Genomic DNA, 16,486 nt, shown 5'->3' with positions numbered 1-16,486 from the left:
AAAAAGTTTTTAAAATTTGACATCCATTGGCCTAAAGTTTATATTTTTGAGTGTAAACAATTAATTGTTTTAGGGGTGAGCATATGAAAGCCACAGCAAAAGATCTAAGGTTTTTTTCAAAAGAATTGATTGAAACGGCTTTACGAGGTGAAGAAGTTGTGATTACCTACAGGGGAAAACCAGTGGTGAAATTAGTCCCTTTAAAAAAGGGGAAATCGGTACGTTCAGAAAACCATGATCTTTTCGGAATCTGGAAGGACAGAAAAGAAATGGAAGATGTTGCTGCCTATGTTAGAAAAATTCGTGAAGGCCGGTTGAATGATTTTGATTGATACCGATGTATTGATCTGGTACTTACGAGGCAATGACAGGGCTTTTGAGGTTATCGAAAGCCAGGAAAGTTTTTCTATTTCTGTCGTAACGTACATTGAACTTGTTCAGGGAATGAGGAATAAAAAGGAGTTAAAGTCGCTCAGGATCGCTTTACGTACATGGCAGACGAATATTTTAATGATCGATGAAGAAATTTCAGCCCGGGCAATGTTTCTGGTAGAACGTTATTATCTTAGTCATTCATTAACGCTGGCAGATGCTCTAATCGCCTCAACGGCCATTGTTCATGGCTTGCCCATTTTAACCGCTAACGATAAGCATTTTAAAATCGTGAATAATCTGGAAATTCAAAAGTTTATCCCTTCATGAAGCCTTTTAAGAAAACATTTCTGGTTATTCCCGTTTAATAATTTGTCAAAAAGCATAGTTAAGATTGAGATGAGGTTTACAATTATTAATATTTGCTTTAGTATGCTTTTAAAGTCAAGTTTCTCAATAAATCACATTACCAGAGTAATGATATGATTTCTATCTATCCTGTAGGTGATTTTTTCTCTAAATGTGTTTAAATTATATTCAATTTAACGTTTTATGGTACTTATGAAGATTTAGGTACACCAAAAATTTAGCGAACAATAAAAATAAGGCAGCATAGCCGCAATAAAAACATTTAAGCAGGGATTTAATCAAACACAGAGAGCGCAAAGAAGTCGCAAAGGGCTCAAAGATATTTTTGTATTAGAATTTTTTTCGCGCAGATTCCGAAGATAATCGCAGAGAAAAGATTAAAAATTCCACATTAATCTGCGCGATCAGCAGGAAACAAATTTTTACACCATCGAAATGGTGCGCTAAACTCTTGCCTTCCATCAGGGACGACATCTTTAAACACTAAACCCCTCAACGACTAAACGATTCCATTCTTACACTCTTTTGCTTTGCCCACGCTGTCTGTTATTCCTAATCCCGATGAACCGTGATTCGGAATAACAGGACCAAGCTATTCGCCCCCTAAATCAGCATTAAAATTTTAGCATCCCGCTGTGGCGGGATTACATCTTTTAAAGGAAGTATTCTAAACTAAAAACGGGATATTTATTTTTTTGATTTTGTAAATGAAGGTATTATATTTCCATTATAACAGAAATATTTCAAATAAAGGAGTAAAGTTTCTTGTATAATAGAAAAATATATCTGGATAAACTTAAAGCATGGCAGGATAAGCCCTTAATTAAAATTCTTATTGGTTTACGACGAGCAGGTAAAAGTACGTTAATTAAGCTGTTTATCAATTCCTTGATTGAAAAAAAAGTTGAAGTCCAACGCATTTTTTACATTAATAAAGAATCACTTCAATACGCTTATGTTCAGACCTACACTGATTTATACAGGGAGGTACGAAACCGTTACAATAAAATGAATCAAAAGCTATATTTATTTGTGGATGAAGTACAGGAAATTGAAAATTGGGAAAAAGCGATCATTTCAATATATACAGAAGAATTGGCAGATATTTATATAAGCGGTTCTAATGCGCGTATCTTTGCCGGGGAATTGGCAACTCTGTTAGGAGGAAGATATATACCTATTTCGGTTTTACCGTTAACTTACAGTGAATTTTTACTTTTTCGAAATCAAATTAAACATGATGAAAAATATTTTAATGAATTTTTGAAATATGGAGGTTTGCCCGGTATCCATCATCTCCAATGGAAAGATGAATTCATATTTGAATACATATATGCCGTTTACAACACTATTGTTCTTAGAGACATTGTTCAACGAAATAATTTGCGTAACACCGCTTTTCTGGAAAAAGTGATTCAATTTGTTTTTGATAACATTTCTCAGATATTTTCTGCTAAACGTATCGTGGATTTTTTAAAAAAAGAGCACAGGCGCACAAATATTGAAACGGTTTATAATTACATAAAATTTCTTGAAGAAGCTCATGTTATTTTTCGGGTTCCCCGCTACGATATTAAAGGGAAACGTTTGCTGGAAGTTCGAGAAAAATATTTCGTGGCTGATCTCGGGTTACGCCATGCATTACTTGGTTATAAAGAACAGGATATTAATCAGTTACTTGAAAATATTGTATTTATTGAATTGTTGAAACGGGGCTACACAATAAAAATTGGACAATTAGGCTCACAGGAAATTGATTTTATTATAGAAAAGGAAAACAAAAAGGCCTATTTACAGGTCGCTTATTTATTGGCTTCGGAAGAAACAATAGAGCGTGAATTTGGGAGTTTAGCTAAAATTAAGGACAACTACCCGAAATACGTTCTCTCTTTAGATCGGCATTTTATCAGCGAACGTGATGGCATAATACATCTTAACCTGATCGATTTTCTTCTTGCAGAAGAACAAACATTGTAAATTAAAAAATGATGAATGACCTATTTAATCAAAACCATTTTTCTGTAGATCGAAAAACTTTGACCGGTAACGCGTAATAAATAAATTCCGCTGCTCAGGCTTTGTCCGTTAATTAGAATTTGATGGATTCCCACATTAAAATAGTGTATGCCGATTTCCTGCACTTTACGCCCGTCGATGGAATAAAGCGTAAAATTAACTTCACTTGATTTGGGCAAAGAAAATTTACACACCGCCTGGTCGTTAAAGGGATTGGGGTAAATGGAAAGAATGGAAAAAGATTTGGGCACCGCAACATCTCGGGTGGCCATTTTAGAAGCACTTTCAACCGTAAACTTCCATGCGCCTCTGGCGCCCACCAGCGGTTTGCTGATCACTTTGCCGTTTGCAGCAAAAGCGGTGATGTAGTAAAACACTTCGCTGCCGGCGGGTTGTGCTGGAATTTGCGCTACAAAGCTGTCGTTGTTTGTGTAAGTCATCTTCAAAGCGTTAAAACCGGCGGTGGTGTCGGTCGTCCAGTAGGTTAAGGCGCTGTCAATGCCCGCAGAGCTGCGGATGACAGCGGCTACCTGGTAACTGGCTTCGGTTTCTGTGGCTGAACGGATTTTAGCGTGGGCAATGAAGACAGGATGGCGTGCGCCCAGTTCATGCGTGATGCAATGGATTGCTCCATTCAGGCTGATGATGTCATCGCAGGGAATGCCCACAATGCGGTAGCCGGGCAGCGCCTCACGGTAAATGCGAAAAGCCGTGGTGTCGTATTGTTCTTCGTAGGTGGGAATGATCACCGTTTTATTAACAAACACACTGTTGGTGTAGGTACGGTAATCGCCCCCTTCATCCGGGTAGCGCCCATATTTATCCGGTGGCATGGGAATGCGTACAACCTGCCAATCACGGCCATAGCAGGTCTGGTAGTTGTCCAGCAAATATTGCAGGTTGGCCTCGATCTGCGGTCCGTCGGCCACCCCTTCCGGGTACTGTCCGACCAGTATGGTTTCTTCGTCCAGTAATTTCATGTGCATGTCAATGTGGTGGATGTCATCATAGGGCAGGGTTTCGAATTTAATGTAACGGTCGATACCCATGAACTGGTACATGATGTCGTCGATTTCAGCCTCGTTTTTGTCCGGATTTTCATCCAGAATCAGTTTTGAGGAGAAGCCGGTGCCCAGGCCGTCGGTCATAAAATTGCCGCCCGTGGCGGTTAAATCGTAGGGCGATTCGGTCATCTGGTAAAGATCGACATTGTAAGTTGTGGCCATGGCAGCAGGCAACACATCGTCGTCCGGGCGCGGGCGATTGTAAATCCAGTCCGTAAAAAACAGACTGTCCGTGCCCTCTTCGTAAATGGAAGAGGGGCCGTAATCCCGGCACCAGATGGAGTTGTAGTCTTCAATTAGAAAGGTAATATTGTTAATGGGCACATTGTTAGACATCAGATAGGCTTTGACCTGATTGGAATCGCTGCACACAATGTACACGCGACACTCTTCCTGAGCGTAGCGTACAATCTCTTTCAGGATATGGTAGTAATCGGCCCAGGTAATCATCAATCCCGAAAGCTCTTCCCATTCGGCCATGGCGCGCACCGAATTGGGCGGCGGTGTTTGGTAAGCCGTTTCGATCACCGGAGGATGATAATGGGCAACCAACTGTTTTTCCCGAGGACTCAAAGCATGGGGCAGGGTTCCCTGCGCTAAAGTGTATTGAACAAAGAAGAGGACGAACAGGAAAAGCAAGCCATGTTTTTGCATTTTGAACCTCGTTATCTTTGGATACAAAGGGAGAAACAAAAAGAGGAAACCAGGGTGCGGTTTCCTCAAGATTTGCCTTTATTTTACCAGTAAGATTTTCTGCCTGGCTACGTGTTGTCCGGCTTTGACCTGAACGATGTAAATCCCGCTGGAAACCATGTGTCCTGCGTCGTCACGGCCGTTCCAGTTCAGTTCATGCAATCCCATTTCCCTTTTTCCTTCAAAGAGAGTTCTTACTTGTTGTCCCAACAGATTGTAAATATGTACCTGGACGTCCGTTTGTTCTGGGAGCTGAAAACGGATGGTGGTACGCGGGTTGAAAGGATTGGGATAATTGGCCAGCAAACGAAATGCTTTGGGCGTTTCATTTTCTCTGTCCAGGGCAGAAACGCCAGTGCTGTAAATAGAGGCTTCCCAACCGGTGCCGCCGATGATGGGATTGGATCGGAACTTAAAGGTTAAAGCGCCGGCCGAATTGGTAGCTTCTATTTTACCTGGATTTTCATCTCCGGAAAAGGGGCTGCCCGGCACCTGCGGATAGGTGTCGTCCGGTCCGTCGTAAATGTACAACTTGTCGTAATTAGCAATGGTCGAAAAGGAGTAAAATTCTACTTTCACCGTTGCCCGGTCGGCCGGTAAAAAGGTCATGGTGTAGTCTTCATTAGCGCTGTAATTGCCGTCTTTGCCACCGCTGTCGTAAAAGTAGCCGTCGCTGACTTCAAAGGTGCCGTTTTGCATCAGATAAACCGCTTTACCCCCGATGTTGATGCGAAAGGTGTCTGCCACGGAATAGGCGCCGCACGTGGCTTGATAATAAAGCTCAGCCACTTCACCTTCCGGAGCGTCAGCCGAAGCCACAACCGTGTACGTACAGGCAAGCGTGTCCTGTACATAGAGGACGGGTACGGCCACGCTATCGGTCTGGATGGTCAGGTAGGGACTGTTTGTGGTCAAAGTCGCTTTGCCGCTTTCGCTGGCTGCATGCCCCTGATTGAAGAGAGGAATGCTGAAATCGGCGGTTTCGCCCGGATCGATCAGACCATCGCCATCGCCCTGGGCATCATCGTAAATGGTTAAGCCGTCATCGGCTAAATCCGGAGCATTAACGGTTAAAGTAAGGTCGGAATTCCATTGGCTGGAAGAGGTATCGGAAAAGGTTACCGTGCAGGTTACCACATGTTGATCAGGGGTGCCATCGGCAGCCTGTAAAAAGAAGGCCATGGGGCCCGCAACAACCTGCCCGGTGTCGATGGTGCCATAAAAGTAATCGCTGTCTGTAATGCTGATGTAAGCATCATTCGAAGAGAGTAAAGCCTGCACATCTACAGCGGGTTGATTGCCGGTGTTCTGGGCATTGACATCTAAATAGAATTCTTCTTTGTATTCCACTTCGCTTTCCGGCCCATCCACCAGATGATTGACTGCGTAGCTTTCCACCACCACATAAGGCCCATCGCCGGTACTCACATCAACCGTGCGATAAATTGTCTCTTTGTTAAAAGCTGTAACCACTAAAAGAGCCTGTCCCTCTTGAAAATCGTGCTCGATTTGAACATCGCCGTTGCTGTCCGTCAATCCACTGTAATATTTACCATCCTGCGAAATGCAGACCATGGCTTCGGGAACCGGGTTGCCATTACTGGTTACATGGGTGGAAAAAGCGCTGCCGACTTCAATGGCTTCATTGGAAAGGGAAAGTTCGGCTGGCGGTGCGGTGCGTACCAGCAAAGCCGGATCGCCAAAGGTGCACCAGGTTTCTACTGTCTCCAGATCCGATGAGGTATTGGATTCGTCTAACATCAAGGCGAAACCGTTAATCACAATCGGGCCTATGAAGGTGCGTTGTTCATGGGTGTTAATGCCGTTTTGTCCGGGATGGTCGTCGTAGTTGTAACCGCCGATTAAAATATCGTTAAAATAGTCCTGTCCGCGCATGGGCGGCTGCCAGGGTTGGTTGATGGTGCTGCCCAGGAACATGATCGCGCCGCCATTTTCTTTACGTAACCAGGCTTCGGCAAAACAATCCCCGTCGTCAAAAGCGCCATTAACGCAGGCTACTGAAAAGATGAAAGGTAACATGGAACCATTGCTTAAATTGGCCACGTCGTCGTTATTAAAACCGGTGGTGCCCCAGGAGGTCATGGACCCATGCCCACAGTAATTGATGATGCTTACGCCGTTGTTCACGGCATTGGTGACCATGGCATCGGTAGCGCCGGGATCGTAAGCTGTGGAATAGATGTCGTACGTAAAAGGATCTAATTTATTGTCCCAGATGTTCTGGATGTGGTCTTTGTCCACCTCACCATCATCTCCCTGGCCTGAGCCTTCGGCCGAGCCAATTCCCAGGGCGCTTTTGTACCAATCCAGACCGGATTGGGGATTTTTTTCGTACTCAATAATTTTGTTTACCTGAACCGTTACCTGGTCGGCATTGTTGGCTGACAGACGTCCAATGCTGATGTCCGCATAATTGTCGTCGCCCACCACACAGCCCAATTGCGGGTCCATGGGGCCATTTTCGCTGGTTCCCTTGTCCGATTGTACATCATCGTAATCGCCAATAAGCAAGACATAGAGTAGATTGTTGTTCTCATCATATTTTTGCTGAATCAGGTCTTTGACATTCGTGCCTTTGGGAACCACTTCTAAATCGACTTTAAATCCTTTTTCCCGTTTCCAGGTAATGTAAGGCCTGACGGCTGCTGTATCGCGCGCCGTGGAAATGACCAGAATGTCCCCATGCTGTCCGTAGTCTAAATTGGCAGATGATTCTGTGTAATTCATAAAAACGCTTGTATAAATGCCATTCATCTCCGGCAGAATTCGGGTATTGGGCAAACGGATCAAGGGATTGATCGGGTTGTCATTATTTTCAATCAGTTTGACGGAAATAGACTTGTAAACTTTGAGGGTCTTTTTTTGGGCGTTGTACTGGAATGGATAGAAATAGATGGTGGTGCCGCGCACATCCTTCAAAATAAAGGGCCGCGTTTGGCGCACCAATTCAGCGGGATACCAGCTATCAGTAACCGATGCCGGATCAATCCAGTAGGGGATTGTGTCTGGATTCTGATGGCGGTAAATAACCCCTCTTGAAGGAAGCATGGGGTACCTTAATGGGACCTCTTCTGATTCAATGGTTTCAATTTCCATATCTACATTTTTTAAATCGGGTAACTGAATGGTTGCATGTACAAAAGGCAGAGCTGCGTAACCCTTTTGTTGCAGGCGAACGCTGCTGCTAAAATCGATGTCGGAATACACTACGCCGTTTTTTTCTACAATTTTGATTCCATACTCATTAAGGCTAAATGTCAGTTGGTGGGTATCGGTGGCTATGTGCTGGTAATCGATCTGGTAGTCGCGACCTAAAAGTGATATTGAAAACAAAAATACCAAAAAAAGTGAGAAAACACGCATTATTTAACCTCCCACGGTTCCAGGTTTCTGCTTTTGAATATACGTACGAATTCTGCAATAAAAAAGCCAAATAGATCAAAAAAAGGTCGAATTTTTAAGAAACGGAGTGTGATTTTTATTTATTTCTTCACTTTTTAGGTAAACCGACGAAAAATGAAGATATGGACAGAACCATTTTTCAAGATTGTTAGAGGCAAAGTCAGATATTGCCTCTGACTTCAGGAAGGAGGTTTTTATGAAACGAATATTAACCATCGTATGGCTCCTTGGTTGTTTTTTCATACAGGCGCCGGCGCAATCCAATAATTTATTCCCCCATGCCACCTGGTTGCAGGATGCGCACTGGGCAGGTACCGTTTACGCTGGTATCAGCGCCCCTATCATGGTTGATGTACAGGCCCATGGAGGCAATTATGGCGAACTTACGTTTTACTTGAAGGAAGATGTGGACAAAAACCGGCCGTACATTGAAGAGATTCATGCCCGGGGAAGCAAATACTGGCTGAATCTGGATGCCAGCAGATTGGAAGGCGTTACCGGTCAGGATATTGTCAATGACGACCAGGGGATTACCGATCCTAATTTCGGGGCACAGGTCACCCTGGAAGGTGTTGTGCGTGAAAATGCAAAGAACATCAACCGCCCGGCCTGGCGCAATTATGTGATTTCCTGTATTAAACGGGCCATTGATGCCGGCGCGGACGGCTCGCAACACGATGGCGCCTGGCCCGTTGACGATTCCTTTGACGAGGATGACCTGCAAGCCTTTAAAGAGTATGTCATCGAAAACAATATTAATACCTATGACTGGGATTACAACGCCATGACGTTTGCCGAATATCTGATAAGCAAAGGCAAAAACGATGATAATGTTTTTAACACGGAAAACGATCCGCCGGAAGTTGTGGAACTGCTGGAACATTGGAAAGATTTTAAAGCGGTGCAAAGCTTAAAGTCCTGGCAAATAATCAGCGATAGTTGTAAGGCATATGCCCAGTCTCTGGGCAAAGAATACACCCTGGCCATCAATGCGGCTTCTGAGTTTGGTACAAGAAAGGGGCATGGCTATTTTGCGGTGGACTATTACATTGGTGAATTCTTTGGATGGGGGAATTATTATCCATTGAATGGTACGGTGACGGCGCGGGCCAAAATGGCCGAAGCATTTGGCAAACGGTTTATTTGCTGGTCCAGCCCTACGCTTAATGATATTGACGATGGCGATCCCAACACGGGTTACGGAATCGATATTGAAAGTCAGGCCGAAATGATTCTGGCTGCCCAGCTCTACGCCAGCGGCGGGTTGCCGCAATTAAAATATCCGGCAGACCGAACTTATCCTGTGTTTTACCTGGCCCAAAATAACAGTGATCTGTTTAATTCGGTGGCCTCCTTTGGCGAAACAGCGGTAATCATGTCCCAGGCCCAGGTACTGAAAGATAACCGTGGACTGGAAGGTTTAATCCTCGTTTTACAGGACCTTAATCGCAGTTTGATGGTGAAGTGGCTGCCATCGAATTTATTGAATCAGCCCGATGTTTTTTCTTTAGCCGACCTTCAGGATTACAAAGTGGTCTTTTTGCCGGAGGTTTTTTATCTTACGGACAATCAAAAGAATGTACTATTGGATTTTATGGAGCAGGGCGGAACCATTGTGGCCGTACGGGGCAATGTAGAATATTGTGGCCAGTATGACGAAAACGGCAACGAAAATACCGTCCCGGCCTGGACATCGGTGGCCAATCAATCCAATTCGAAGGTGGTCTATTACGGCAACGGAAAGTACATCAATATCGCGCACAATATTAATGAGCCCAGCGGCTATCCTCCTTATCTGTACGGCCTGGCTTACACCAATTACAAGGCAGACCCCGATATGAATTATCTGGCGGTGGCCATTCGGGACACTATTGAAAAATGGATGAATGTAGCCTTGCCTGCGCCTGAAGTTTACGCAGAATCGTTCCCCCCCTATGTGCGTTTTTTCCGTTACCAGGATAGTACAAAACACAGTTATCTCTATCATGTTTTGTCCGATTCAGTCATTTTGAGCACGCGTGAGCCGGTGCCGGTCAATGCTTTTACCGTGGAACTGGCTGTTTCTCAGAGCTCCTATGGTCGATTGTTTAAAGCCACCTGGTATTCCATTGACCAGCCCGAAGGGATTGAGATTGGTAGTGACCTGGCTGTCGATCAAAGCACAGGCCGGGTTAGGGTAACCATCCCTGCTTTTTCCAGATGGGGCTTTGTCCATCTGGATGGTTCGCAGAGCGCGCTCAGTGTGCTTAAAATTGGCAATCTGGCTATTAACGGATCGCTGGAATTCAAAAGGCTGAAGAGCCGATCTGACGTAACCGGTAGCTGGGAAGTACTGTCCGGTTCGCCGGATCAATATGAGGTGGAGGTGTGGACCAATATCCGAAACGTGGGAAGCCCGGTGGTCACTAATCAGTTGAACGGCAAAATGGCCAAAAGCACTCAGCTAAAAGACACAGAATTCGCTAAAAAGTATCTTGACGGCGCGGTTCGATTATTGACGGCACAGATTAGTTCGGCAAATACCGAATACACCATTGCCGGCAGCGCCCTGCATGATAGCGTGGTTTATCTGTATCGCGTACGCGCCATCCAAAATACGGATACATCGGCATGGATCCACCGCTTCTTTTACAGAAATGCGCCTCCGGGGGCGCCCCATCAATCGCAGATTTTTACGGCTCATCAGAATTTATGGTACTACACCGATGGCGCCTCTTCACCGCCAGATACCAGCTATCATCCCATCATTGCTTTTAACAAAGCTCCCAATTACGGCGGCGATTACGAACTGGATTCTTTGTTATTTGGCGTCTACATCTACACCGACAGCCTTACAAATCAAAAAGGAGACACTTCGGCTACGTTGCATTTAATCGGCACACAGTTCAAGCACAAACTGGCCTGGAATCAATCCATGCCCGACGCCCGCGGCGATATTCAGGATACGATTGCCTTATCGCTGGAGCCCTATGAAAATTTTGGCATTTACTTCAGAACCGTTGCCTTTGACGGCATCGATACCAGCGCTTTCAGCCCCTGGTTCTGGTTTTATCTTGATAATCACAATGACCCGCCCAATCCTTTTCATCTGCTTGAGCCAGCCCATTTAAGCAATCTTGATAAAGAAGTACCCTTTAAATGGACCAATAATGGCGATCCCGATCCGTTCGATAAAGAAAATATGACCATCAGCCGTGTGCAGATTTTATTCGATTCTGTAGAAACCTTCGATTCGCCTGGACTCAAAACCTACACCATGGATCGCAATGGCAACGATTTTGAGCTGGACACCATCAGCGTTAATTTGCCTTCTAATTATTTTCAGACCGAAGGCCTGGAAAACTACCCCATTGTTTACTGGAAAGCGCGCATGTATGATTACGACTGGCACTCGGCAGACGGTTCAAATCGTCTATTTCAGGAGAGTTCAGAAACGTACGCCTTTTTTGTAGGCGGGAGTTCCACAACCTTAAGTTCGCCGCAGCTTAAGGCGCCAGGGAATCATGCCCAGGCCATGCCCCTGCAGGTTCAACTGGAATGGCAGCCGGTCAACGGCGCTCAGTTTTACATTTTGCAGGTGGCAAAAGACCCCAACTTCCAGAACAGGATTGTGGACAAGCCCAATATCCATACGTCGCATTTTTGGCTCGATAAGCTGGAACCTAAAACGCGCTATTTCTGGCGAGTAAAGGCTGGCAACGCCGACGGTCAGAGCGCCTGGTCGGCTGTGTGGGAGTTCACCACCCTGGAAGCTCCGGAACCCGTGGTCTTAATTAATCCGGGACACAACAGCGTGGTTTCCACAGACACTGTTCGTTTCGTCTGGTTTGCAGCCAAACCTTTTGCAGATCGCTACTGGATTGAATATTCCACGGATGCCATGTTTACTCAGGCCCAGATCGACACCAGCGTGGTCGATACGTTCTACACTGTTTCCGGACTCATCCCGGGGCAAACCTACTACTGGCACGTAAAGGCTTTTAATCCCGCTGGCTGGGGGCCTTTCAGTCAAACCAGAAATTTTAAGGTTGAAATTACGGCCATCGCAGAAAATGAATTGCCGACAAAATACATGCTCTCACAGAACTACCCCAATCCCTTCAATCCAGTGACGCATATTTCCTTTGCCAGCCCGAAAAATGCAGTGGTAACAATTGAGCTGTTTAATGCTAGCGGGCAAAAAACCGGTACGGTGTTTTCGGGCAAAGTGCAGCCCGGCTCATACGTTTTGAAGCTTGATATGACCGGAATGCCCAGCGGAATCTATTTTTACAAAATGACGACCAGGCACTTTCAAAGTACGCGTAAAATGATTTTCCTTAAATAAAAGATTAAAAACGACGAAATCAGAGGGCCGTTTTGCCAGATAAAACGGCCCTCTTTTTATTTTCTCCATAGTCCAGCAAAAAACTCCTGATTAAGAGAAATTCTTTTCAAATCACTTTCATTTTTATTGTTCGATTTTTGAATCAGTTTTGAGTCAAACAAAAAAATCAAGGCGATCTGGTGAAAAAGCGGTTTGCACAATAAAAATTCATTTTTTATATTTCACTTTCCTTGAAATTCAATCAATCAAACAGGGAAGAGCATATGAGTTACAAAATTGTTGTTTTAGTCAAACAGGTGCCAGATACGGCTAATATTTCCGGTGAAGTTATGAAACCTGATGGCACGGTTAATCGCGCCATGTTACCGGCGATTTTTAATCCGGAAGATAAAGTGGCTCTGGAGCTGGCTTTGCAAATTAAGGATGAACACGGCGCACAGGTAATTGCCATGACCATGGGGCCGCCCAAGGCCTCGGAAGTGTTGCGGGAATGCCTTTACATGGGCGCCGACGAAGCGATTCTGATCAGTGATCGAAAATTTGCCGGGGCCGACACCCTGGCCACTTCGTACGTGCTGAGCGCAGCTCTGCAGAAAATTGGCGATTACGACCTGGTTTTTGCCGGACGTCAGGCGATAGACGGCGACACAGCCCAGGTCGGTCCGCAAACCGCTGAAAAGTTAGGCATCCCGCAAATTACCTACACCGAAGAAATTGTTGATCTGAGTAAAAAGCAAATTACCGTCAAAAGAAAAATAGACGGCGGGCAGGAAGTGGTTCAGGGAAAACTGCCGTTGCTTTTGACCGTGGTTAAAGATGCCGCCATCCCCCGGCCGTTTAAAGCGCGCCGCGTGATGGCTTACAAAAACGCACGCACATTAATGGAAATTGAAAAATTGGTGGAAGAAAATTCACTGCTGACCGTGAATGGATTGCTTGAAGATTTTGAAAACAAAGGCTTATTCATTAAAACCTGGACCATGGATGATCTGGATGTGGAACCGGAGCGTTGTGGCTTACATGGTTCTCCCACCAAGGTGCACAAGGTCGAGTCCGTTGTGCTGGCCAGCAATGAGCATGTAAAAATTGAACCAACCAAAGAAGGGCTTGGTCAGCTCATTGACAGGCTCTTAGAAGATCATGTGTTGGGATAGGCAAAAAGAATTCAACTGGGAAGGGAAATAAATGGCAGAAAAGAAGCCGCAAGTTTGGGTATTTGTCGAACAACGATCAGGGGTTCCGGCAGATGTAAGCTTTGAATTGCTCTCCAAGGGCCGCAAACTCGCCAATCGATTGAAAGGCACATTAAAGGCTATTGTCATTGGCCATCAAATGGATGACGTGGCTAAGCGTACCTTTAAATTTGGCGCAGAAGAAGCGCTGGTGGTCGATCATCCTGCTCTAAAAGACTACAACACGTTGCCTTACAGTAAGATCTTAAGTCAATTGATTGATGAACACCAGCCCAGAATCGTCCTTTTTGGTGCCACTTTTATCGGACGGGATCTGGCCCCGCGCGTGGCCTCGCATACCAAAAGCGGATTAACAGCCGATTGTACAGACCTGCAAATTTCGGATGTGACCTATCTGCGTAAAGATTACAAAGATTTACTGCTGCAAATTCGTCCGGCTTTTGGCGGGAACATCATTGCTACCATCATTACTCCGGATACCCGAGTGCAAATGGCCACCGTGCGCGAAGGCGTTATGGAAATGCATGAACTGGACAAGCCCGTTAAGGGAAAGATCACAAAGATTCCTTACACTCCGGATGCCGCTGACGAGCTGGTCAAAATTTTAGAGCATCATCGCGAAGACAATCGCGTAAACCTGAAATCGGCGCCAATCATTGTGGCCGGCGGCTATGGCATGGGTTCTAAAGAAAATTTCCAGATTCTTTACGAATTAGCCGACCTGTTGGGTGGGGAAGTGGCCGGTAGTCGTGCTGCTGTGGATGCCGGATTTGTAGAACATGAACGGCAGGTTGGCCAAACCGGTGTAACGGTTCGCCCGCGCCTTTACATTGCCTGTGGCATTTCCGGAGCCATTCAGCATCGGGCTGGCATGCAGGATTCAAAAAAAATCATCGCCATCAATAACGATCCGGAAGCGCCTATTTTTGATATTTGCCACTATGGAATTGTGGGCGATGTGATGGAAGTGATTCCACAATTCATCGAAGTTTTTAAACATAAATTGAAATAAACAGAGGTTCGAGGATACCATGGCTAATTTTTTTACAGACAATAAAGACCTGGTCTTTCAGTTTGAAAACCTGGATTTAAAAGAAATTGTTGAAATTGCCGAAGACCATTTTAAAGAAGCCAAAAAATACAACTTTGCCCCGCACGATTACCAGGATGCAATGGACAATTACCGTAAGGTATTGGAAATTGTGGGCGACATCGCGGCTAATATTGTAGCGCCCAATGCGCCAGCCGTCGATGAAGAAGGCGCGCACTTTGAAAATGGCGCCGTGCGCTACGCTAAGGGAACCAAGCAGGCCCTGGAATATCTTTCCAAGGCAGAATTGATGGGCTTTACTCTGCCTCGTAAATACGGAGGGTTGAATATTCCAAAAACCATTTACATGATGGCCATCGAAATGATTTCCCGTGCGGATGCCTCATTGATGAATATTTTTGGTCTGCAGGACATCGCTGAAACGATTTACAAATATGGCGATGAGGAGCAACGACAAGAATTTTTGCCTCAATTTGCAGAAGGCAAAGCGACCGGTGCCATGGCTCTAACCGAGCCGGATGCGGGTTCTGATTTACAGGCGGTTAAGTTACAGGCCTATCAGGATGAAAAGGGGCAGTGGCGTCTGCGTGGCGTTAAACGGTTCATTACCAATGGCAATGGGCAAATTCTGTTGGTACTGGCTCGATCTGAACCGGGTACCAAAGATGGCCGCGGCTTGAGTATGTTTGTCTGTTACGGTGACGAAACGGTAAAAGTGCGGCGCATCGAAAATAAACTGGGAATTCATGGCTCGCCGACCTGTGAACTCCAGTTTAATGACACCCCTGCATTGTTGGTGGGCAAACGGCGTTTTGGATTGATTCGCTATGTGATGGATCTGATGAATGGCGCGCGTCTGGCAGTTTCGGCCCAGGCGCTGGGCATCGCACAGGCCGCCTACGAAGAAGCGCTGAATTACGCCAGAGCTCGGGAACAATTTGGTAAAGCGATTTACTACATTCCTGCTGTAACCAATATGCTAATCGATATGCGGGTGCGCCTGGAAAGTGATCGTTCTTTGCTTTATGCTACGGCCAAATGGGTCGATTTGCGCGACAAACTGGAAGAAAAAATTGAAAAACTAAAAGCGCAGGGCAAGGACACATCGGAAGACCGCGCTCGCCTGAAGGAAGTTTCTAAAATTGCCGAATTGCTGACCCCACTGACCAAGTACTTCTTAACAGAAGACGCCAACAAAATTGCTTACGATGCCTTGCAGATCCATGGCGGGGCTGGTTACATGCGCGAATTTAACATCGAACGCCTGGTACGCGACGCCCGAATAACCAATATCTACGAGGGAACTTCTCAGCTGCAAATTGTAGCAGCCATTGGCGGTGTGATTAATGATGTACTGGCCAAATATTTTGCCAAAAAAGAGAAAAAACAATACAAAGGTAATCTGGCCCGATTGGCCGAAATCTTAAAGCAGATGCGTGAACTATTCCTGGATGCACTGAAATTTGTTGACGATAAGGATGATAAGTATTTTCAGGATGTGGCAGCTCAGGAATTGGTTGAAATGTATGGTTACATTTACGTAGGATACCTGTTGCTGGATGAAGCCGAAATCAATCCCCGTAAAATATGGATTGCCAATCGCTATATTTCACATGCTCTGGCCCATTGCCAGCACAATGTTACATCCATTAAAAATGAAGAATTTTCTGACATCTACCATGCAGACGAGATTTTATTGCAATAAATCGGAGGGGCTCATCAGAGCCCCGTTTTTTTGTCACCGCAGGGCCACATGTTTGCCTTGTTAATCTTTACTGGCTGAGTTGTTTATTAGTCATTCGTTTTTCTCAGGTTTAGAATACTTCCTTCAAAACTTCTAATCCCGCCACAGCGGGATGCGAAAATTTTTGTGCTGTTTTAAAAACTCATCCCCCAGCCCCTTCTCTTTAAAAAAGAGAAGGGGTGCAATTTTGCCGGCACGATAAATTTTTTACTTACATGTTGAATAATTGGTTTT

General features: G+C 45.2%; 9 protein-coding genes. 7 read left to right on the top strand and 2 right to left on the bottom strand.

Translation table 11 applies throughout. The features are described 5' to 3' along the window. Positions 1-83: 83 nt before the first annotated feature. The 3 genes from ACWB0I_RS00735 to ACWB0I_RS00725 all read left to right on the top strand — a co-directional run bounded on the left by ACWB0I_RS00735 (position 84) and on the right by ACWB0I_RS00725 (position 2,718). Positions 84-332 carry a type II toxin-antitoxin system Phd/YefM family antitoxin gene (locus tag ACWB0I_RS00735; protein ID WP_479386111.1) on the top strand — a complete coding sequence of 83 codons (249 nt, stop codon included), beginning with the start codon at positions 84-86 and terminating at the stop codon, positions 330-332. Further along, positions 319-702: a PIN domain-containing protein gene (locus tag ACWB0I_RS00730; protein ID WP_479386110.1), complete on the top strand. Its 384-nt coding sequence runs from the start codon at positions 319-321 to the stop codon at positions 700-702. The genes ACWB0I_RS00735 and ACWB0I_RS00730 overlap by 14 nt, the downstream gene beginning before the upstream one ends. Positions 703-1,506: 804 nt before the next feature. Next, positions 1,507-2,718 (top strand): ATP-binding protein, encoded by a 1,212-nt coding sequence (locus tag ACWB0I_RS00725; protein WP_479386109.1) that lies wholly within the window; start codon positions 1,507-1,509, stop codon positions 2,716-2,718. Positions 2,719-2,738: 20 nt separating this feature from the next. Here ACWB0I_RS00725 and ACWB0I_RS00720 read toward each other — a convergent pair whose 3' ends face one another. Beyond that, positions 2,739-4,475, bottom strand: a complete 1,737-nt coding sequence (locus ACWB0I_RS00720) for an agmatine deiminase family protein (RefSeq protein WP_479386108.1) — start codon at positions 4,473-4,475, stop codon at positions 2,739-2,741. Between the two features lie 78 nt (positions 4,476-4,553). Next, a complete protein-coding gene (locus ACWB0I_RS00715; protein WP_479386107.1) occupies positions 4,554-7,898 on the bottom strand; it encodes a C25 family cysteine peptidase in 3,345 nt (1,114 codons plus the stop codon). A gap of 235 nt (positions 7,899-8,133) precedes the next feature. On the opposite strand from ACWB0I_RS00715, the gene ACWB0I_RS00710 reads away from it, so the two are divergent. From ACWB0I_RS00710 to ACWB0I_RS00695, 4 genes are all read left to right on the top strand, one after another. Then, positions 8,134-12,264: a T9SS type A sorting domain-containing protein gene (locus tag ACWB0I_RS00710; protein WP_479386106.1), complete on the top strand. Its 4,131-nt coding sequence runs from the start codon at positions 8,134-8,136 to the stop codon at positions 12,262-12,264. Between the two features lie 263 nt (positions 12,265-12,527). Beyond that, positions 12,528-13,418, top strand: a complete 891-nt coding sequence (locus tag ACWB0I_RS00705; RefSeq protein WP_479386105.1) for an electron transfer flavoprotein subunit beta/FixA family protein — start codon at positions 12,528-12,530, stop codon at positions 13,416-13,418. A 31-nt stretch (positions 13,419-13,449) separates the two neighbouring features. Continuing rightward, positions 13,450-14,469 (top strand): electron transfer flavoprotein subunit alpha/FixB family protein, encoded by a 1,020-nt coding sequence (locus ACWB0I_RS00700; RefSeq protein WP_479386104.1) that lies wholly within the window; start codon positions 13,450-13,452, stop codon positions 14,467-14,469. A 19-nt stretch (positions 14,470-14,488) separates the two neighbouring features. Next, positions 14,489-16,213 carry an acyl-CoA dehydrogenase family protein gene (locus ACWB0I_RS00695; protein WP_479386103.1) on the top strand — a complete coding sequence of 575 codons (1,725 nt, stop codon included), beginning with the start codon at positions 14,489-14,491 and terminating at the stop codon, positions 16,211-16,213. Positions 16,214-16,486 lie beyond the last annotated feature (273 nt).

Source organism: Caldithrix sp. (assembly GCF_056497305.1).
The sequence above is the reverse complement of the archived record's forward strand: the minus strand, read 5'-3'. Positions and strand labels throughout refer to the sequence as shown.

Excerpts from the sequence above, each read along its gene's own strand:
- ACWB0I_RS00695 (WP_479386103.1), top strand. The coding sequence starts at position 14,489 with ATGGCTAATTTTTTTACAGACAATAAAGACCTGGTCTTTCAGTTTGAA.
- ACWB0I_RS00735 (WP_479386111.1), top strand. The coding sequence starts at position 84 with ATGAAAGCCACAGCAAAAGATCTAAGGTTTTTTTCAAAAGAATTGATT.
- ACWB0I_RS00705 (WP_479386105.1), top strand. The coding sequence starts at position 12,528 with ATGAGTTACAAAATTGTTGTTTTAGTCAAACAGGTGCCAGATACGGCT.
- ACWB0I_RS00710 (WP_479386106.1), top strand. The coding sequence starts at position 8,134 with ATGAAACGAATATTAACCATCGTATGGCTCCTTGGTTGTTTTTTCATA.
- ACWB0I_RS00720 (WP_479386108.1), bottom strand. The coding sequence starts at position 4,475 with ATGCAAAAACATGGCTTGCTTTTCCTGTTCGTCCTCTTCTTTGTTCAA.
- ACWB0I_RS00730 (WP_479386110.1), top strand. The coding sequence starts at position 319 with ATGATTTTGATTGATACCGATGTATTGATCTGGTACTTACGAGGCAAT.
- ACWB0I_RS00715 (WP_479386107.1), bottom strand. The coding sequence starts at position 7,898 with ATGCGTGTTTTCTCACTTTTTTTGGTATTTTTGTTTTCAATATCACTT.
- ACWB0I_RS00700 (WP_479386104.1), top strand. The coding sequence starts at position 13,450 with ATGGCAGAAAAGAAGCCGCAAGTTTGGGTATTTGTCGAACAACGATCA.